The 19,961-nt window shown below is 64.5% G+C and carries 12 protein-coding genes; 8 read left to right on the top strand and 4 right to left on the bottom strand.

Going from position 1 to position 19,961, the window contains the following annotated elements; all coding sequences use genetic code 11:
- Window positions 1-10: 10 nt before the first annotated feature.
- Window positions 11-1,465 carry a tRNA uracil 4-sulfurtransferase ThiI gene (gene thiI, locus FEZ61_RS11415; RefSeq protein WP_068384718.1) on the bottom strand — a complete coding sequence of 485 codons (1,455 nt, stop codon included), beginning with the start codon at window positions 1,463-1,465 and terminating at the stop codon, window positions 11-13.
- Between the two features lie 385 nt (window positions 1,466-1,850).
- Between thiI and glnA the strand changes: the two genes are divergently transcribed.
- From glnA to ntrC, 5 genes are all read left to right on the top strand, one after another.
- Window positions 1,851-3,257, top strand: coding sequence for a glutamate--ammonia ligase (glnA, locus tag FEZ61_RS11410; protein ID WP_017639449.1), 1,407 nt, complete (start codon window positions 1,851-1,853; stop codon window positions 3,255-3,257).
- 174 nt (window positions 3,258-3,431) lie between these two features.
- On the top strand, window positions 3,432-3,950 hold the full coding sequence (locus FEZ61_RS11405; protein ID WP_173148683.1) for a DUF4124 domain-containing protein: 519 nt from the start codon (window positions 3,432-3,434) through the stop codon (window positions 3,948-3,950).
- Window positions 3,950-4,588, top strand: a complete 639-nt coding sequence (locus FEZ61_RS11400) for a DUF4124 domain-containing protein (RefSeq protein WP_173148681.1) — start codon at window positions 3,950-3,952, stop codon at window positions 4,586-4,588. Before FEZ61_RS11405 ends, FEZ61_RS11400 begins: the two co-directional genes overlap by 1 nt.
- A 171-nt stretch (window positions 4,589-4,759) precedes the next feature.
- A complete protein-coding gene (gene glnL, locus FEZ61_RS11395) occupies window positions 4,760-5,824 on the top strand; it encodes a nitrogen regulation protein NR(II) (RefSeq protein ID WP_017639446.1) in 1,065 nt (354 codons plus the stop codon).
- A gap of 12 nt (window positions 5,825-5,836) precedes the next feature.
- Window positions 5,837-7,267: a nitrogen regulation protein NR(I) gene (gene ntrC, locus FEZ61_RS11390; protein WP_007161316.1), complete on the top strand. Its 1,431-nt coding sequence runs from the start codon at window positions 5,837-5,839 to the stop codon at window positions 7,265-7,267.
- A 1,188-nt stretch (window positions 7,268-8,455) separates the two neighbouring features.
- On the opposite strand, the gene FEZ61_RS11385 is transcribed toward ntrC, so the two are convergent.
- Window positions 8,456-9,013, bottom strand: a complete 558-nt coding sequence (locus FEZ61_RS11385; RefSeq protein WP_160922019.1) for a hypothetical protein — start codon at window positions 9,011-9,013, stop codon at window positions 8,456-8,458.
- A 72-nt stretch (window positions 9,014-9,085) separates the two neighbouring features.
- Here FEZ61_RS11385 and FEZ61_RS11380 point away from each other — a divergent pair, with 72 nt between their 5' ends.
- Together FEZ61_RS11380 and FEZ61_RS11375 are read left to right on the top strand one after the other, a co-directional pair.
- A complete protein-coding gene (locus FEZ61_RS11380) occupies window positions 9,086-9,553 on the top strand; it encodes a tRNA (cytidine(34)-2'-O)-methyltransferase (RefSeq protein WP_007161318.1) in 468 nt (155 codons plus the stop codon).
- 76 nt (window positions 9,554-9,629) lie between these two features.
- Complete coding sequence (locus tag FEZ61_RS11375; RefSeq protein WP_178121521.1) at window positions 9,630-11,978, top strand: FdhF/YdeP family oxidoreductase; 2,349 nt, start codon at window positions 9,630-9,632, stop codon at window positions 11,976-11,978.
- Window positions 11,979-12,293: 315 nt separating this feature from the next.
- Here the strand turns inward: FEZ61_RS11375 and putA are convergent, their stop codons facing one another.
- Complete coding sequence (gene putA / locus FEZ61_RS11370; protein WP_173148679.1) at window positions 12,294-16,262, bottom strand: trifunctional transcriptional regulator/proline dehydrogenase/L-glutamate gamma-semialdehyde dehydrogenase; 3,969 nt, start codon at window positions 16,260-16,262, stop codon at window positions 12,294-12,296.
- Window positions 16,263-16,531: 269 nt separating this feature from the next.
- Window positions 16,532-17,521 (bottom strand): LLM class oxidoreductase, encoded by a 990-nt coding sequence (locus tag FEZ61_RS11365; protein ID WP_017639440.1) that lies wholly within the window; start codon window positions 17,519-17,521, stop codon window positions 16,532-16,534.
- Between the two features lie 540 nt (window positions 17,522-18,061).
- On the opposite strand from FEZ61_RS11365, the gene FEZ61_RS11360 reads away from it, so the two are divergent.
- Entirely contained in the window at window positions 18,062-19,951 is a 1,890-nt protein-coding gene (locus FEZ61_RS11360) for a methyl-accepting chemotaxis protein (RefSeq protein ID WP_173148677.1), read from the top strand.
- Window positions 19,952-19,961 lie beyond the last annotated feature (10 nt).

The following is a 19,961-nucleotide window of genomic DNA, read 5'->3' as shown; positions in this document are numbered from 1 at the left end:
GCCCGGCTGCTTAGGCCGGACGATAAACGCGCACATTGGCGTGCCCTTCGGTGAGCAGGTGATGGGCGTGCAGCCGGCTCATCACCCCGCGGTCGCAATAGAGAAGGTACTGACGATTCTCGTCCAGTTCCTTGAAACGGCTGTTCAGCGCGAAGAACGGCATGGTCTGCACCTCGATGCCAGGCAGCTCCAGCGGCAGGTCTTCCTGGGCGTCGGGATGGCGAATGTCCACCACGATCTGCCCGGGCAGCGGCTGGTCCACCTCTTCCACCTGCACGTCCTTGCCCAGCTCCTCGATCACCTTGTCGACGGTGATGAAGCGTGCGCGTTCCAGGGCGGCGTCGAGCACCGCCATGTCGAACTTGCCTTCCTCGTGCTCCACCCGCAGGGCCTTAGCCTTGGTGGTGGGATTCACCGAGATGATGCCGCAGTACTCGGGCATGTGCTTGGCGAAGTCGGCGGTGCCGATGCGCTGGGCGGTGTCGATGATGTCCTGCTTGTGGCTGGCCAGCAGCGGGCGCAGCACCAGGGTATCGGTGGCCTTGTCGATCACCGCCAGATTGGTCAGGGTCTGGCTGGAAACCTGGGAGACGGCCTCGCCGGTCACCAGCGCCTCGATCTGCAGCTGCTCGGCGATGCGACTGGCCGCGCGCAGCATCATGCGCTTGAGGATGACGCCCATGTGGCTGTCGTCGCACTGGGTGAGGATCTGCCCCACCACTTCCTCAAAGGGCACGCTGATGAACAGCACGCGCTGGGAGCGCCCGTACTTCTCCCAGAGATAGTGGGCCACTTCCATCACGCCCAGTTCGTGGGCCCGCCCGCCGAGATTGAAGAAGCAGAAATGGCTGACCATCCCGCGTCTCATCATCTGGTAGGCGGCCACGGTGGAGTCGAAGCCACCGGACATCAGCACCAGCACCTGCTCCAGGGCGCCCAGCGGATAACCGCCCAGCCCTTCATGGTGCTCGTCGATGATGAACAGCTGCTGGTCACGGATCTCCAGGCGGACGTTCACCTCGGGATTCTTCAGGGCGATGCCGGCGCCGCCGCAGCGTTCGCGCAGGCCACCGCCGACATGGCGCTCCACGTCCATCGAGGAGAAGTCATGGCGGCCGGCACGCTTGCAGCGCACCGAGAATACCTTGCCGCGCACCCGCTCACCGAAGTGGCGCACGCAGAGTTCCAGGATGGTCTCGAAGTCACCCAGCGGATACTCGTGCACCTCGAGGAACTGGCCGATGCCCGGGGTGCAGGCCAGGCGCTGCTTCATGTCCGCCAGCAGCCGCGGCTCGCTTAGCGCGGTCTCCAGGGTGATGTTGTCCCAGACCCCTTCCACGCGGACATCCGGATCCAGATCGCGCAGCACGACACGAATGTTCTTCACCAGCTGGCGAATGAAATTCTTGCGCACCGGGCGACTCTTGATGGTGATTTCCGGAAAGACCTTGATGATGAGCTTCATGAGCGGGAAACGGGGGGCGGGTAACGCGAAAGAAAAGGGCCAATATCATACCTGAAAACCATCACGCACTCGAATCCAGCCGACAAAATCACTTGAGGCGCCATTTAGGTGCAGAGATGAATTATAAAGCACCAAATTAGTGCGCTGATGCGTCACTGATTGGTCTGAAAACGGCACGACAGGCGTCAGGAAGGGCCTCCAGCCCATTTGAGGGCACTGGCATACAACTTGCTCTCTTGTGAGGCAGCCGCCCCTGGGCCAGCATAGGGCGCTTTTCGTGGAACGCCGGTCGTGGACCAGGCAGTACGGAAGCGCCCCTCAAGGGCACAGCTGATACCGGGAGTACCGCCAACCGCTCCCGGCCGAAATTCCTCTGGAGGAAACCATGTCGAAGGCTGTTCAACTGATCAAAGAAAACGACGTGAAGTGGGTAGACCTGCGCTTCACCGACACCAAAGGCAAGCAGCAACACGTCACCATGCCGGCGCGTGACGCGCTGGACGAAGACTTCTTCGCCCACGGCAAGATGTTCGACGGCTCCTCCATCGCCGGCTGGAAAGGCATCGAAGCCTCCGACATGATCCTGCTGCCCGACGACAGCACCGCCGTTCTGGATCCCTTCACCGAAGAGCCGACCCTGATCCTGGTCTGCGACATCATCGAACCCTCCACCATGCAGCCCTACGAGCGCGACCCCCGCGGTATCGCCCGTGCTGCCGAGGAATACCTGAAGTCCACCGGTATCGGCGACACCGTGTTCGTCGGCCCGGAGCCCGAGTTCTTCATCTTCGACGAAGTGAAGTTCAAGTCGGACATCTCCGGCTCCATGTTCAAGATCTTCTCCGAGCAGGCCTCCTGGAACACCGATGCCGACTTCGAGTCCGGCAACAAGGGCCACCGTCCGGGCGTCAAGGGCGGCTACTTCCCGGTACCGCCGGTCGATCACGACCACGAAATCCGTACCGCCATGTGCAACGCCCTGGAAGAGATGGGCCTGGTCGTGGAAGTCCACCACCACGAAGTGGCGACCGCTGGCCAGAACGAGATCGGTGTGCAGTTCAACACCCTGGTCAAGAAGGCTGACGAAACCCAGACCCTGAAGTACGTCGTGCACAACGTGGCCGATGCCTACGGCAAGACCGCCACCTTCATGCCCAAGCCCCTGTACGGCGACAACGGCTCCGGCATGCACGTGCACATGTCCATCTCCAAGGATGGCAAGAACACCTTCGCTGGCGAAGGCTATGCCGGCCTGTCCGATACCGCCCTGTACTTCATCGGCGGCATCATCAAGCACGGCAAGGCACTGAACGGCTTCACCAACCCGTCCACCAACAGCTACAAGCGTCTGGTGCCCGGCTTCGAAGCCCCGGTCATGCTGGCCTACTCGGCCCGTAACCGCTCCGCCTCCATCCGTATCCCCTATGTGTCGAGCCCGAAAGCCCGCCGCATCGAAGCCCGCTTCCCGGATCCGGCTGCCAACCCCTACCTGTGCTTCGCCGCCCTGCTGATGGCCGGCCTGGACGGTATCCAGAACAAGATCCACCCCGGCGATGCCGCCGACAAGAACCTGTACGATCTGCCGCCGGAAGAAGGCAAGAAGATCCCGCAGGTCTGCGGCAGCCTGAAGGAAGCCCTGGAAGCCCTGGACGCCGGTCGTGCGTTCCTGACCAAGGGCGGCGTCTTCACCGACGAGTTCATCGATGCCTACATCGAGCTGAAGTCCGAGGAAGAGATCAAGGTGCGTACCTTCGTGCACCCGCTGGAATACGATCTGTACTACAGCGTCTGATCCCGCTGCAGTAACTGAAAGAGGCCTCCTTCGGGAGGCCTTTTCTTTGCGCGGGTTTTCTTTGCGTAGGAATAGCAGCCGCGACCGGCGCCAGCGCGGAGCGGCCGAGCTGCCTACCTGACCACACGACGCGCCTGCTACCCTTGATCTCCATCGCCCGGCCGAGATTCCGCCATGCCTCGCCTGCTTGCCTGCTGTCTGCTCTGCCTCGCCTGCTCCGCCCAGGCCGCGATCTACAGGTCGGTGGATGCCGAAGGCAACACGGTATTCAGCGATCAGCCCTCGGCCAATGCCAAGCCGGTGCAGGTGGCGCCCACCAACACCGTGGACAATCCACGACCGGCGCCGCCCATCCCCAGTGCGCCTGCGGCGGCGACCCCTGCCGGCCCGGCCTTCAGCCGTCTGGAAGTCAATGTGCCCGACGACGAGGCCATCCGCGCCAACAACGGCACCTTCTCGGTGGGGGTAGCCGTGGAGCCGGCCCTGGGCCCTGGGCAGTCCCTGCAACTGCTGGTGGATGGCGCGCCCTATGGCAGCCCAGGTCAGAGCACCCGTTTCGGCGTGGCCAACCTGGAGCGCGGCGAGCACCGCTTCGCCGCCCAGGTGCTGTCCGGCACTGGCGAGGTGATCCAGACCAGTGCCGAGAAGACCGTTACCGTGCAGCGCATCAGCGTCAACAGCCCGGCTCGCTGATGCGCACGCTCCTGGCACTGGTTCTGCTCTGCCTGCTGCTGCCCGCCCAGGCGGCGGTCTACAGCTATGTCGACAAGGACGGCAATCGGGTCTACACCGACCAGCCACCCAAGGGCGTCAAGGCGACCCAGGTGCCGATCACGGTGCCCAACAACCTCAATCAGCAGGGCCAGCCGACCCGCAAGCTGAGTCCGACACCGGCCGCACCGGCGGCCAGGACGCCCAAGGCCGCACCCTTCCGCTACCAGATGCTGCGCATCCTGGTACCCGAGCCCGATGCTACGGTGATCGATCAGCAAGGGCAGCTCATCGTCAGCCTGGTCAGCGAGCCGGAGCTGCAGCCGGGTCACAGCTACCGGCTGCTGGTGGATGACAGGGAAGCCGGCGTCGGGCGCAGTCCGGTGTTTCCCCTGGACAACCTGGATCGTGGCACCCATAGCCTGGTGGCGGAGATCCTCGCCGCCGACGGCAATGTGCTGGAGCGTACTCCGGCCCAGCCCTTTCACCTGCGGCGTCCCTCGCTGGAGCAGAAGCGCCGTGCCCATCCCTGCAGTGACAAGGACTGGGGCAAGCGGCCGGAATGCCCATTGGACATGAAACCGCCCGAACCCAGGAAATCCTGGCTACCCTTCCTCTAGCGCACCTATTTGGTGCGCTTTTTCATTGTGCACCATCTTGATACAAATCCAGTTTCGTTCCGCCCGTCGCGCGGCGGCTGTTAGTGCACGTTTCAGCCATCTGCCCTAACTCGGGGCGTCTTGGTTTGCTTCTTGCATTTTCCTATCGTCCCTATAGCGCTGTGGCCCCTCATGCCTACCGACGTCATTCACCGACTCCTGCTCGACAACCTCACCACCGCAGTCATTCTGCTCGATGCGGAGTTGCGCCTGGAGTACATGAACCCGGCGGCCGAGATGCTGCTGGCCATCAGTGGCCAGCGCAGCCATGGCCAGTTCATCAGCGAGCTGTTCACCGAATCGCCCGAGGCCTTGCAGGCGCTGCGCCAGGCGGTGGACCACGCCCATCCCTTCACCAAGCGCGAGGCGCTGCTGATCTCCACCTCCGGGAACAGCCTCACGGTGGACTATGCGGTGACCCCGATCCTGGATCGCCACAACACCCTGCTGCTGCTGGAAGTCCATCCCCGCGACCGGCTGCTGCGCATCACCAAGGAAGAGGCCCAGCTCTCCAAGCAGGAGACCACCAAGCTGCTGGTGCGGGGCCTGGCCCACGAGATCAAGAATCCTCTCGGCGGCATCCGCGGCGCGGCCCAGCTGCTGGCCCGCGAGCTGCCGGAAGAGGCGCTCAAGGACTACACCAACGTCATCATCGAGGAAGCGGATCGGCTGCGGAATCTGGTCGACCGCATGCTCGGCTCCAACAAGCTGCCCAAGCTGGCCGTCACCAACGTGCACGAGGTGCTCGAACGGGTCTGCAGCCTGGTGGAAGCGGAAAGCCAGGGACTGATCAACCTGGTACGCGACTACGATCCGAGCATTCCCGATCTGATGATCGACCGCGAGCAGATGATCCAGGCGGTGCTCAACATCGTGCGCAACGCCATGCAGGCCATCTCCCAGCAGAACGAATTGCGCCTGGGCCGGGTCACCCTGAGAACCCGCACCCTGCGCCAGTTCACCATCGGCCACCACCGCCATCGTCTGGTGTGCAAGGTGGAGATCACCGACAACGGCCCGGGCATCCCCCCGGACCTGCAGGAAACCATCTTCTATCCCATGGTCAGCGGTCGCCCCGACGGCACCGGCCTCGGGCTCGCCATCACCCAGAACATCATCACCCAGCACCAGGGGCTGATCGAGTGTGAAAGCCATCCTGGCCACACCGCCTTCAGCATCTTCCTGCCGCTGGAATAACGAGGAGTACGCATGAGCCGTCAGGAGACCGTCTGGATCGTCGACGACGACCGTTCCATCCGCTGGGTCCTGGAAAAAGCCCTGCAACAGGAAGGCATGACCACCGTCGCCTTCGACAGCGCCGACAGCGTCATGACCCGCCTCGGTCGCCAGCAACCGGACGTGGTGATCTCGGACATCCGCATGCCGGGGACCAGTGGCCTGGACCTGCTGTCGCGCATCCGCGAGATGCACCCGCGCCTGCCGGTCATCATCATGACCGCCCATTCCGACCTGGACAGTGCCGTGGCCTCCTACCAGGGCGGCGCCTTCGAATACCTGCCCAAGCCCTTCGATGTCGACGAGGCCGTGGCCCTGGTCAAGCGCGCCGGGCAGCATGCCCAGGAGCAGCAGGGTTTCGCCGAGCCGGCGCACCTGACCCGCACCCCCGAGATCATCGGCGAGGCGCCGGCGATGCAGGAGGTGTTCCGCGCCATCGGCCGCCTCTCGCACTCCAACATCACGGTGCTGATCAACGGCGAATCCGGCACCGGCAAGGAGCTGGTCGCCCACGCCCTGCACCGCCACAGCCCGCGCGCCGCGGCGCCCTTCATCGCCCTGAACATGGCCGCCATCCCCAAGGACCTGATGGAGTCCGAGCTGTTCGGCCACGAGAAAGGCGCCTTCACCGGCGCCGCCGCCCAGCGCCGCGGCCGCTTCGAGCAGGCCGATGGCGGCACCCTGTTCCTCGACGAGATCGGCGACATGCCGGCCGACACCCAGACCCGCCTGCTGCGCGTGCTGGCCGATGGCGAGTTCTATCGCGTCGGTGGCCATACCCCGGTCAAGGTGGACGTGCGTATCATCGCCGCCACCCACCAGAATCTCGAAGGTCTGGTGCGCGAGGGCAAGTTCCGCGAAGACCTCTTCCACCGCCTCAATGTCATCCGCATCCACATTCCGCGCCTGGCCGACCGCCGCGAGGACATCCCCGCCCTCGCCCGCCACTTCCTCGCCCGCGCCGCCCAGGAGCTGGCCGTGGAGCCCAAGACCCTGCGCGGCGAGACCGAGGAGTACATGAAAGGCCTGCCCTGGCAGGGCAACGTGCGCCAGCTGGAGAACACCTGCCGCTGGATCACGGTGATGGCCTCCAGCCGCGAGGTGCTGATCGACGACCTGCCGCCGGAGCTGCTCAACCAGCCCCAGGACGCCGCCCCCGCCGCCAACTGGGAACAGGCGCTGCGTCAATGGGCCGACCAGGCCCTTACCCGCGGCCAGTCCAGCCTGCTGGACAACGCCGTGCCGGCCTTCGAGCGCATCATGATCGAGACCGCCCTCAAGCACACCGCCGGCCGCCGCCGCGACGCCGCCGTCCTGCTGGGCTGGGGCCGCAACACCCTGACCCGCAAGATCAAGGAGCTGGGCATGAAGGTGGACGGGCCGGATGAGGAGGGGGAGGACTGAGGGTTCTCTACGGTGCCGTAGGTTGGGCTGAGCGTAAGCGAAGCCCAACATTGCCAGGCTTGAACTTCATATCGGTGCCTTAGCTGCTTATCGTGTTTTGCTGGTAGCTCTTTTTTCGCCCACTCGGGCGACTCACTTTTTTCAGTCGCGGCTGCGCGCCCCGGACAAAAGTAAGCAAAAACGCTTGCCCCGACCATCCGGCCCTCCGCTGCGCTCCGGGTGACTCGCGTTGCTCGCCCTTCGGGCCAGCCTACGGCTGTTACTTCGCTGCGCTACGTTTCGCTCACACCAGCGCCGTTCCGGGGTCGGCCTACACGGGCCGTCCATGGCCCGTTAGGCCTCTCGCCGCATCCATGCGGCTCGACCCACTCCACGGCACTGGCGTTCGCCCTCCTGAACGGGGCGATTCGCTAGCCTGAAAGTGTTGGTTGAAGAAACGGAAGCGACTCATAGCGTGGACAAGAGCGAAGCCTTGTCCACTGATGGTGTCGGTGCCCAACAGTGGAAAACGCTGCGCGGTTTTCCACGCTACGCCCCCCTGAACTCCGAACTCTCAGGCTGGCGCCCCGTCCCCGTCAGTGAGGCCGAGTGCAGGTGTCGCGTAGGGGGATGCGAGGCAGGACGCCGAGCAAGGCGCGAGGGGCAGGAGGCCCCTTCGTGCCGTGCCCCCCGGAGCGGCGCCGGAGTGAGGGGACCCGGAGCGCAGCGGAGGGCCGAAACGTGGGGACAGCGTTTTTGGTTACTTTTGCCGCGACTGGCAAAAGTGACTCGCCCGAGGGGGGCGAAAATAAAACGATCAGCAAACTGCGATAATCAGCTGAGGCAGCCTTAAGCCCGAACCCGAGACGTTTGGGCTTCGCTAACGCTCAACCCAGGTAACAAAGCCCCTCAAAACACCCAAACCAAAACTTGGCACACCTCCTGCAATATCCTAGGTAACTACCCTTTTGGGGACCTCGGTACAGGCAGGCTGGGGAATCCCCTCTTTTCTTCTCGAGGCCATCACTCACTGTGATGGCCTCTTTTTTTCGTCCGTGAAAAGTCGCAAACCCCAGGCTAGAGCGCTTTTCACCCCACGGCCAAGCCCATGGGATTGGCAATGGCAGCCGAAGCACCAAGGCAACCCGGCACCCCACCCCGTTCCGCTCTGGTGCAAACCAGCGGCCTTTTGCCTGATAACGGGGCATTTCAGGGTGTCAGCGGGACCTCGATGTGCAGCACCCAGTCCTCGCCTTCCTCGACGATACGATCGCTGGCCTGCAGGGCGCCGCCGACGCCTACCAGCAAAATCTTCAAGTCCTGTCCGTCCTGGCGTACCGCCCAGGAAAAGCTGCCGCCCGGCCGTACCACTCGTCCCTGGCGTTCGCCACCGTCCCAGCGGGCCCGGGGCAGACGCAGGCTAAGGGCGCCTTCGGGGCGATAGCGTTCGTAGAACAGTGAGCGGTCGGCGGTGATCAGCAATTCGAAGCGGCCGGCCTCCTGGCGACTGTCCACCCCGAGGATGACCGGGCGGCGGGCCTCGGCCGACCAGGGATCGGGATGGGTGCGCTGGTACATCAGCTGGCCGACGATCATGCCGAACAGGCCGGCGCCCAGGGCCGCCGAGGCCAGCCAAAGGGTCAGGCGCTGGCGCTGGCCGCGCCATTCGGCCTTGAGCAGCTCGGGATCCTCCACCCGCGCCAATTCCTCCCGGCGGGCACGCTGTTCGCGCAACAGCCAGTCGACCAGCCGGTGCCAGAGGTTCATCGCCCTACCCCGCTCGCGACGGCGCGACGGCGGCGCAGTACCATAGGCGCTTTGCCAGGCGCCCTGCCCTTCATGTTCGACATCATCCTCTACCAACCGGAAATTCCGCCCAATACCGGCAACGTCATTCGCCTGTGCGCCATCACCGGCTGCCGCCTGCATCTGATCGAGCCGCTGGGCTTCGCGCTGGACGACAAGAAATTGCGCCGCGCCGGCCTGGACTACCACGAATGGTCCAGCGTGCGGACCCATGCCAGCCTCGCGGCCTGTATAGCAGATTTGCAGCCGCCCCGACTGCTGGCCTTCACCACCAAGGCCAGTCATCCCTTCACCGAGATCGCCTACGCGCCGGGCGATGCCCTGCTGTTCGGCCCGGAAAGTCGCGGTCTGCCGGCCGAGGTGCTGGAGTCCCTGCCACCCGAACAGCGGCTGCGCCTGCCCATGCTGCCCAATCGCCGCAGCCTCAATCTGTCCAACACCGTGGCCGTGGCCGTCTACGAAGGCTGGCGTCAGCTGGGCTTCGCCGCACCGCCTGGCTGACCGCCAGAACCTTACTGCCAGACGCGCCGTCCCATGACCTACAGGCACATCGCCAGACCGTCACACGAGGCGCACCATGAGCAAGATCGGCAAACCCAAGGTTGAACGCTACGACGCGCCCTCCGGTGGTTGGGGCTCGGCGCGCTCGGTGACCGAGATCGTCTTGCGCGAGCGGGTGCCGCTCAAATCCGGTGCCCTGCTGACCCGGCAGAACAAGCATGGCGGCTTCGCCTGCGTGAGTTGCGCCTGGGCCAAGCCGGGCAAGCCTCACCCACTGGAATTCTGCGAGAACGGCGCCAAGGCCACCGCCTGGGAGGTCACCAGCAAGAGGTGCGGACCGGAGTTCTTTGCCGGTCATTCCCTCACCGAACTGCGCGGCTGGCGCGACTACGATCTGGAAGAAGTCGGACGCCTCACCCACCCCCTGCGCTACGACGCCGCCAGTGATCGCTATCGGCCGGTAAGCTGGGCTGAAGCTTTCGCCGACATCGGCGCCGAGCTCAAGGCACTAGATCCGGATTCGGTAATCTTCTACGCCTCGGGTCGCGCGGCGCTGGAGACCTCCTACCTCTATCAGCTCTATGCCCGCCTGTACGGCACCAACAATCTGCCGGACAGTTCCAATATGTGCCACGAGAGCACTTCGGTGGCCCTGCCCAAGAGCATCGGCGTGACCGTGGGCACCGTGACCCTCAACGATTTCGATCAGGCCGACTGCCTGCTGTTCTTTGGCCAGAATCCCGGCAGCAACAGCCCGCGGATGCTGCATGACCTGCAGGAAGCACGCAAACGCGGCGCGCCCATCATCACCTTCAACCCCCTGCGCGAGCGTGGCCTGGAGACCTTCGTCAATCCGCAGTCGCCAGTGGAGATGCTGACCGATCACCCCACGCAGATCAGCACCCAGTACCATCAGCTTAAGCCGGGTGGCGACATCGCCGCCCTCACCGGTATGTGCAAGGCGCTGCTGACCGCCGATGACCTGGCTCGCGAGCAGGGCCAGCCCGCCGTGCTCGACCATGCCTTCATCGCCGAGCACTGCCATGGTTTCGCCGAGTTCTGCGAGTGGCTGCAGCGTCAGGAATGGCCGCAACTGGAGCGCCAGTCGGGTCTGACCCGCAGCGCGCTGGAAGCGGCTGCCGCCGTCTATGGCCGTCGCCAGAAGGTCATCGGCATCTATGGCATGGGGCTGACCCAGCATCGCCATGGTGTGGAAACCATCCAGATGCTGACCAACCTGCTGCTCATGCGCGGCAACATCGGCAAACCCGGTGCCGGCATCTGCCCGGTGCGCGGCCATTCCAATGTCCAGGGTCAGCGCACCGTGGGCATCACCGAGAAACCGGAACTGGCGCCGCTGGAGCAGCTCGGCGAGCGCTTCGGCTTCACCCCGCCGCAGGACAAGGGCCGCAACACCGTGGAGGCCTGCGAAGGCATCCTCGATGGTTCGGTAAAGGCCTTCATCGGCCTGGGTGGCAACTTCCTGCGCGCCATTCCCGAGACCAGTCTGATGGAACCGGCCTGGCGCACCCTGCGCCTGTCGGTACAGATCGCCACCAAGCTCAATCGCAATCACCTCGTCCCGGCGGACAAGGCCTATCTGCTGCCCTGCCTGGGTCGTACCGAAATCGATCGCCAGAATGGCGTGGAGCAGGCTCACAGCACCGAGGACAGCACCGGCTGCATTCACGGCTGGCGCGGCGTGGCCGAGCCGCCTGAAGGTGACCTGCTGTCCGAGTCGGCCATCGTCGCTGGCCTGGCCAAGGCCACCCTGCCAGACAACCCCAAGGTCACCTGGGATGCCTGGGTGGCCGACTATGCGCTGATCCGCGACGAGATCGCCCTCTCCTTCCCGGAGATCTTCCACGACTTCAATGCCAGGATGTGGGAGGTGGGCGGCTTCCATCGACCGCTGCCGGCGGCCAAGCGCGAGTGGAAGACCGAGACCAGCAAGGCCAATCTCATCGTGCCGCGCAGCCTGGATGCAGACCCGGACATGCCCGCCAGCGGGCGTGACGTCCTCACCCTGATGACGTTGCGCAGCAACGATCAGTTCAACACCACCATCTATGGCTATCACGATCGTTTCCGCGGCGTGAAGGGCACCCGCGCGGTGCTCCTGATGAATCGCAACGACATCGAACGCCTGGGCCTGGCCGAGGGCGACAAGGTGCAGGTGTCGACGGTGGCCGACGACGGCGTGCGTCGTGAGGTCGGGCCGCTGCGGGTCACGCCCTACAACATCCCGGAAGGCGCCTGCGGCGGCTATTACCCGGAATGCAATGCCCTGATTCCGCTCTGGCACCACGCCGAAGGCAGCAAGGTACCGGCGGCCAAGGCCATCCCGGTGCGTTTGAACAAGCTGATCGCCGCCAACGACGGCGGCTTTCCGGTGGAGCCGGAGGGGTATGGGGCGCAGTACTGAAAGTGGATCAAACCAAGCTTAGAAAACGCTGAAGCCTGGTTCATACCACTGCCTTCCGGAAAACGAAAAGCCCAGCATTGAAGTGCTGGGCTTTTTTGCAACGCTCGATCCAATCTACGGGTAACCGAGCTGAGACAGCTTCACCGTCGAAGCCCAACGGCAAGGCTGACTGTTGGGCATCGCTGCGCTCAACCCAACCTACGAGCTGTCCGTGCTACGGACAAGGCTGCGACCGCCCGGAAAGTAAAAAGCCCAGCACTCACGTGCTGGGCTTTTCGTTGCGCTCAGGCTACGCGCTTCGCAGCCCGATACTTCTTAGCCGATCGTCATCAGACTGGCATTGCCGCCAGCGGCCGCAGTATTCACGCTCAGGGCGCGCTCGATGAGCAGGCGCTCCAGCGGAATGGCGGTCTCGCCGCGGGCCAGGCCCTGGACGCCGACGATGGGGCCGTTGCGCTTGGCTACCAACTGGCAGATCTGGCGCAGCTGGTCGGAGTCACCGTGGTGCAGGACCGCCTCGAAGGCGACTTCATCCTTGCGCCAGTCGGCGGCTACCTGCACCCGCGACCGCACCGTTTGCGGCAAACGATTCAGGGTGACCTTGTGCGCCTCCTCGACCAGCGCGGTGCTGCCCACCGCCATGACCGCCGCCAGCTGTAGCAGCAGATCGCTTTCGTCTGCTGCCAGGCACAGTACTCGGCTGCGCGGCAGCAGGCTGTAGCTGTTGCGCTCGCCCGTCGGGCCGGGCAGCAGGCGGGTCAGGCCGCTCAGGGACTCCTCGGCGAATCTCAGGCAGGCCTGCTCCAACTCGCCCAAGCCCTGCTGCTTGGCCCAGTCATGCAGAGCGCCCAGCGGATTGCCGGCCTGTTGACGCAGGGCATCACGCACCTGCCATTCGGTCTCGCCAGTACTACCCTTGGCCAGGGCCACGGCCGGATCGCCATCCGGACGGGTGCTGAGCAGGCGATAGAGGTATAGCGGACCACCGGCCTTGGGACCGGTGCCCGAAAGGCCTTCGCCGCCAAAGGGCTGCACTCCGACCACCGCGCCGACCATGTTGCGGTTGACGTAGAGGTTGCCGGCATGGGCGCGCTCCACCACCTTGGCGATGGTCTCGTCGATGCGGGTGTGGACGCCAAAGGTCAGGCCGTAGCCGGTGGCGTTGATCTGGTCGATGACCTTGTCCAGGTCCTTGCGGCCATAGCGCACCACGTGCAGCACCGGCCCGAAGACCTCGCGACCCAGCTCGGCCAGGCTCTCCAGCTCGATCAGGGTGGGCATGACGAAGGTGCCGCGGTGGATGGCATCGCCTTCCACCCGTCCACCTTGGTGCACCCGGCGGCCTTTGCCGCGCAGGGCCTGGATGTGCTTGTCGATGGTGGCCTTGGCCTCGCCGTCGATCACCGGGCCGATGTCGATGGCCAGGTTCTCCGGGTTGCCCAGGCGGCATTCGGCCATGGCGCCCTTGAGCATTTCCAGTACGCGATCGGCCACGTCCTCCTGTACGCAGAGCACGCGCAGGGCCGAGCAGCGCTGACCGGCGCTGTCGAAGGCGGAGGCGACCACGTCGGCCACCACCTGCTCGGCCAGCGCCGAGGAATCGACGATCATGGCGTTCTGGCCACCGGTCTCGGCGATCAGCGGGATCGGCCGGCCCTGGGCGTCCAGGCGTCCGGCGATGTTGCGCGCCAGGATCTGGGCCACCTCGGTGGAGCCGGTGAACATCACGCCCTTGACCCGCACATCGTTGACCAGGGCGGCGCCGATGCTGGAGCCCTCACCCGGCAGCAGCTGCAGCACGCCTTCGGGGATGCCGGCTTCCAGCAGGAGGCGCACGGCCTGGGCCGCGATCAGCGGGGTCTGCTCGGCCGGCTTGGCCAGCACGGTGTTGCCAGCGGCCAGGGCCGCGGCGATCTGGCCGCTGAAGATGGCCAAGGGGAAGTTCCAGGGACTGATGCAGACCACCGGACCCAGCGGGCGGTGGCTGTCGTTGGCGAAGTCGCGACGCACCAGGGCAGCGTAGTAGCGCAGGAAGTCCACCGCCTCGCGTACCTCGGCGATGGCGTTGGCGTAGGTCTTGCCGGCTTCGCGCACCAGCAGGCCCATCAGCGGCTGGATCTGCGCCTCCATCAGTTCGGCGGCACGGTCCAGGGCGGCGGCGCGCTGCTCGGGCGGCGTGGATTGCCAGATGGGCGCGGCGGCCAGGGCTTCTTCCAAGGCGATGTCGACATCGGCGCGGGTGGCGTTGCTGACCTGACCGACGCGGTCGCGGCGATCGGCCGGGTTGAGCACCGGCTGCGGAATCGACGGCTCACTGGCGCGACCCAGCAGCGGACGCGCCTCCCAGGCGGTGTTGCCACTGGCCAGCAGCGCAGCGGACAGCGAACCCAGGCGGTGTTCGCTGGACAGGTCCAGACCGCTGGAATTGCAGCGCTCGGCGCCGTACAGGGCACTCGGATGGGGAATGCGCGGATGCGGCAGGCCGATGCCGCCTTCGTTGGTGGACTGCTGCTCGATCTGCACCACCGGATCGGCCACCAGCTCGTCCAGGGAGATGGAGTGGTCGGCGATGCGGTTGACGAAGGAGGTGTTGGCGCCGTTTTCCAGCAGGCGGCGGACCAGGTAAGCCAGCAGCGTCTCGTGGGTACCCACCGGGGCATAGATGCGGCACGGGCGTGCCAGCTTGCCGTCCTTGACGCTGCCCACCACCTGCTCGTACAGCGGCTCGCCCATGCCGTGCAGGCACTGGAATTCGTACTGACCGGGGTAGTAGTTCTGCCCGCCGAGCTGATAGATGGCGGCCAGGGTATGGGCGTTGTGGGTGGCGAATTGCGGGTAGATGGCTTCCGGCGCGGCCAGCAGCTTGCGCGCACAGGCCAGGTAGGCCACGTCGGTGTAGACCTTGCGGGTATAGACCGGATAGCCCTCCAGGCCTTCCACCTGGGCGCGCTTGATCTCGCTGTCCCAGTAGGCGCCCTTGACCAGGCGGATCATCAGGCGGCGACGGCTGCGGCGGGCCAGGTCGATCAAATAGTCGATCACCAGCGGGCAGCGCTTCTGGTAGGCCTGGATGACGAAGCCGATGCCGTTCCAGCCGGCCAGCTGCGGCTCGAAGGACAGGCGCTCCAGCAGATCCAGGGAGATCTCCAGGCGATCGGCTTCCTCGGCGTCGATGTTCAGGCCGATGTCGTAGCGCTTGGCCAGCAGAGTCAGCTCCAGCAGGCGCGGATAGAGCTCGCTCATCACCCGGTCGTACTGGGCGCGGCTGTAGCGCGGATGCAGCGCCGACAGCTTGATGGAGATGCCCGGGCCTTCGTAGATGCCACGGCCGTGGGAGGCCTTGCCAATGGAGTGGATGGCCTGCTCGTAGGAGGCCAGGTAGCGACGGGCGTCGGCCTCGGTCAGGGCCGCTTCGCCCAGCATGTCGTAGCTGTAGCGGAAGCCCTTCGCCTCGAACTTGCTGGCGTTGGCCAGGGCCTCGGCGATGGTCTCGCCGGTGACGAACTGCTCGCCCATCAGGCGCATGGCCATGTCCACGCCCTTGCGGATCACCGGCTCGCCGCTCTTGCCGATGAGGCGATTGAGCGAACTGGTGAGGCCGGCTTCGTTATGGGTCGAGACCAGGCGGCCGGTCAGCAGCAGGCCCCAGGTGGCAGCGTTGACGAACAACGAGGGGCTGTTGCCCAGGTGCGGCTGCCAGTTGCCGGTGCTGATCTTGTCGCGGATCAAGGCATCGCGGGTGCCCTTGTCGGGGATGCGCAGCAGGGCTTCGGCCAGGCACATCAGGGCCACGCCTTCCTGGGACGACAGTGAGAACTCACGGAGCAGACTCTGCACCATCCCGGAGCGCCCGGTTGCACCCTTGGCGTTGCGAAGCTTCTCGGCGATGCGGTGGGCCAGCTCGTGGGTGGCCTTGGCCTGGGCAGCGGGCAGGCGCGCCTGCTCCAGCAGCAGCGGCAGCAGCTCTTCTTCTGGGCGGCGATAGGCGGCGGTGATGGCCGAGCGCAGGACCGATTGCGGCAGGATGCTTTCAGCGAATTCCAGGAAGGGCTGATAGACCGGATCGGCCAGGGCTTCCACCGCCTCGTTGTCCCCCTCGGCCAGCCGCTGGGCGATACCCTGCAGATCGGCCAGGGTCGCACCGCTTTCCAGGGTTTCCAGATAGGTGAAGATAGCCTGCTTGATCAGCCAATGGGGCGTCCGATCGATACGGCGAGCCGCTTCCTTGAGGCGATCGCGAGTGGCTTCGTCGAGCTTTACGCCCAGGGTGGTAGTGGTGGCCATGCGCAGGTCCTCAAGCAAGAAGGCATCGAAATTCGGCGCAGCTTAGCGCCGCTCGAAAGAAAAGTGCAACCAAGTGCAACCCGGCAGGTTCTACCGTCGATCTGGTTGCACCAATGGCAAGGTAACAGATCGCAAAACTATGCAGAGATCAGGCCAAGGGTTGCGACCTGGTCGAACCCCCGCCACAGAGGAATCGCACATTCGAATGACGACTTGGGAAAGTCGTTAGCCAGGCAAGTGTTACCTGGCTTCACACGGGGCCGGGCCTTTCACTGCAGGGACGGAAAGTACGGCAGCACGAACTCGCCCAGCTCCTGGACGACTTCGCTGGCCGGACGGCGCGAGGGACGCAGATTGAGCGCCAGGTGATTGACGCCCGCCTCCTGCAATTGGGTGAGATAGTCCACCAGCGCTCGCCGCCCACAGGACAGGCCGGCATGGATGGGCCGTGGGGGTTGGTCCGGATCACTGGCCAGCTCGAAGAACAGGCCCTGAGCGAAGGGCTTGAACAATTCGCGCCCGCCGATCTCGTTCAGCGCCTCGCGCCAGACCCGCGTCAGCGCCGGGACATGCTCGGCAGGCACGAAGTAATAGAACCAGCCATCGGCCTTGGCGGCGATCCAGTCCACCGTTTGCCGACTGCGCCCGGTCACCAACGCCGGGATGCGACCGTGCACCGGTTTGGGCACCAGATCGGCCAGCCCCTGCAGATCGCCGAAACGGCGGAATTCAGCCAGGGGAAAATTGGTTTCGCCGGCCAGCCGGAACATCTCGAAGGCATCGCGAAAGCGCTCGCCCCGTCGCTCGAACTCGCCTTCCAGGCCAAACGCCGGGTATTCCACCGGGCGATCGCCGGAGGCTACTCCCAACACCAGGCGACCATCGCTCAACTGATCGACCGAGGCCGCCATCTTGGCCAAGTGCAGGGGATGCCGCAGGGTGATGACGGCGCTGCCAGTGGCCAGGGTCAGGTGCTGGGTGATGCCGGCCAGATAGCCGAGATAGGTGAAGGGTTCGAATACCTGGCCGGCGTCGTTGAAACCAGGATCATAGAAGGGCACGTCGCGTGCCCAGAGCGCAGCGAAGCCCAATTGGTCGGCCAGCCGCGCCAGACGCGCATGGTCGCGCAGGGTCGGCATGGGATCATCGGGATAGCCCTCCAGCGGTAGCAGGAAGCCCAGGGTCAGGCGACCGGGTGCGAACAGCCGCGAAAAACCCGGATGCTGAAGGAAGGCGCGGCGACGCTCCGTGGTGGACATGGGGATTCCTTGCCAGAGAGGGAAAGCGAATGACCTTTCTATGGAGTCTAGCGGCATTCCAGGGTTCGCCGAGTGCCGGCTCGCTCATCCTCGAGCCACCCCCTTGCGACCCAGCGCGCCACGGACTGCGCATTCTCCGCCGCCCCGGCAGCCTGCATCGACCTTGGCACTCTCCTTATGCGGTCTTTTTACACCCCACCCTGCAAGCCATTTTTTCAGAAAATTATTTAACCTACTTTCTTCATATAAAGACAGACTAATAGCAAGGATAAACTTTTAGCTTTTTACTTTTATCAACTTCGCCAAATAGTGCTCGAGTCTCGCTATAGCTGAAACAAAAAGGCTTTTCTTGCAAACGGTGGTCGGCCAAGCCTCCAGGCAGAGCTTGAAGGGACACTCCATAAATAGATTTACCAATTTGGCGTATCTTCTTCGAAGCGGAAAATGCTCATCCCAGAGCCTTTCCAGCTGGTTTAAGATCTTTCCCTTTTTCTTTCCCTTGGCTCCGGAACATTTTTCCGAACATCAGGAATAGCATCCATGCAGTTGCACAATATGAGTGTTCGTACAAAGCTTTTTTCCGGTTTCACCGCCTTGATCATCCTCACACTGGCCATTGCCTACGCAGGCTGGTCTGGCATCCAGGCCTTGGGCCGGCGCGGCAATCTCATCGAGCAGTTCACCCAGATCGGCCTGCTCACTCGCGACATGCGCAATGCCCGCGGGGCCTTCGCCCTACTGCCGGAAACGGAGCAGGCCAATCGCTGGAAGCTCTCCATCGACGCCCTCGAAAAGCAACTGCAGGAAGCTCGCCCGCTGTTTCGACGCCCCCAGAGCCAGGCGCTGCTCGCCCGCACCGAGCAAACCCTCCAGGAATATCGTGACCTCTATCAGCAGACGCTGAAGGTGACCCAGGACCGCGATGCCACCATCCAGAGCATAAGAGAGACTGGCGATACGCTAGACAAGCAGCTTCAAGACGCCTCCAGCGCGCTGGATAGCCAGATCGACCATGGCGGCGTGCAATTCTCGTCCCTGCTGGCGGCCCTGCAAAAACTGCGAATCGACTTCCGCGTCTATGTGCTTAAATCCGCCGGCCCGCAGCAGGAAGCCCTGCAGACCTCACTGGGCAAGGTCGGTGCCGTACTCAAGACTCTGCCGGCCAGCAGCGCCTCGACCACGAGCCTGCAGCGACTGCCAGAACTCTTCGACCAGTATCAGCGCCAGATACAGCAGCTGTTCACCATTCAGAAGCAGTTCGAACAAGCCGACGACGGCCTGGACCAGCGCATCCTGGCGCTGCTCAAGACCGCCGACGAGATGAAGCAGGTGCAGAACCAGTTCCGTCTCGGCGATATCCGCGATGCCAAGCTGATGCTCTTTGGCGGCCTGCTTCTGGCGGTGCTGCTGAGCCTGGTCGCCGCCTGGATCATCACCCGCTCCATCGTGACGCCACTGCGCCAGACCCTCGGCACCGTGGAACGGATCGCCGCGGGCGACCTGACCGTCGAGACCCAGGCCGACCGCAAGGACGAACTCGGCCTCCTGCAGGCGGCCATGCAACGCATGATCGTCAATCTGCGCGAGCTTATCCGCGAGCAGAAAGACGGCGTCGTCCAGGTCGCCAGCGCCGCTGAAGAGCTCTCCGCCATCACCCAGCAGACGCGGGCGGGCGCCACGGCGCAAAAGGTGGAGACCGAGCAGATCGCCACCGCCATGCAGCAGATGACCGCCACCATTGGCGAGGTGGCCCGCAATGCCGAGCAGGCCTCCATGACCGCCCGCGAGGCCACGCTCAAGACTCGCGAAGGCGATGAGATGGTCAACCAGGTCGCCACCCAGATCGAAACCCTGGCGCAGGAAGTGGACAGTACCCAGGTGACCATGGAGCTGCTCAAGCAGAACGCCGACCGCATCGGCGGCGTGCTGGACGTGATCAAGGCTGTCGCCGAACAGACCAATCTGCTGGCGCTCAATGCGGCCATCGAGGCGGCCCGTGCCGGCGAGGCAGGTCGTGGCTTTGCCGTGGTGGCCGACGAGGTACGCGGGCTGGCGCAGCGCACCCGCTCTTCCACTGATGAAATCGCCAGCCTGATCACCAGCCTGCATGGCAGCACCGACAAGATGAGCGAGGCGCTGGAGCGCAACATCCAGTTGACCGGCGACAGTGTCGGCCTGACCCGCCAAGCCGGCGTGGTACTGGCCAGTGTCAGTAGCGCGGTGGGCGAAATCGAGGCCATGAACGAGCAGATCGCGGCTGCCGTCGAGCAGCAGAGCGCGGCGGGTGAGAACATCAGTCGCAGCGTGGTCAAGGTTCATGAGGTCGCCGACCAGACCGCCGCCGCCACCGAGGAAACCGCCGGCTCCAGTACCGAGCTGGCCCGCCTGAGCCTGCAACTGCAGGAGCTAACCGCACGCTTCAAGGTCTGACGCCAGCGCC

Origin of the sequence: Pseudomonas sp. MS15a(2019) (assembly GCF_013277805.1) — a bacterium.
Classification (GTDB): domain Bacteria; phylum Pseudomonadota; class Gammaproteobacteria; order Pseudomonadales; family Pseudomonadaceae; genus Chryseomonas; species Chryseomonas benzopyrenica.
Note: the sequence above shows the minus strand (reverse complement) of the source record. Positions and strands in the feature narration are given on the sequence as shown.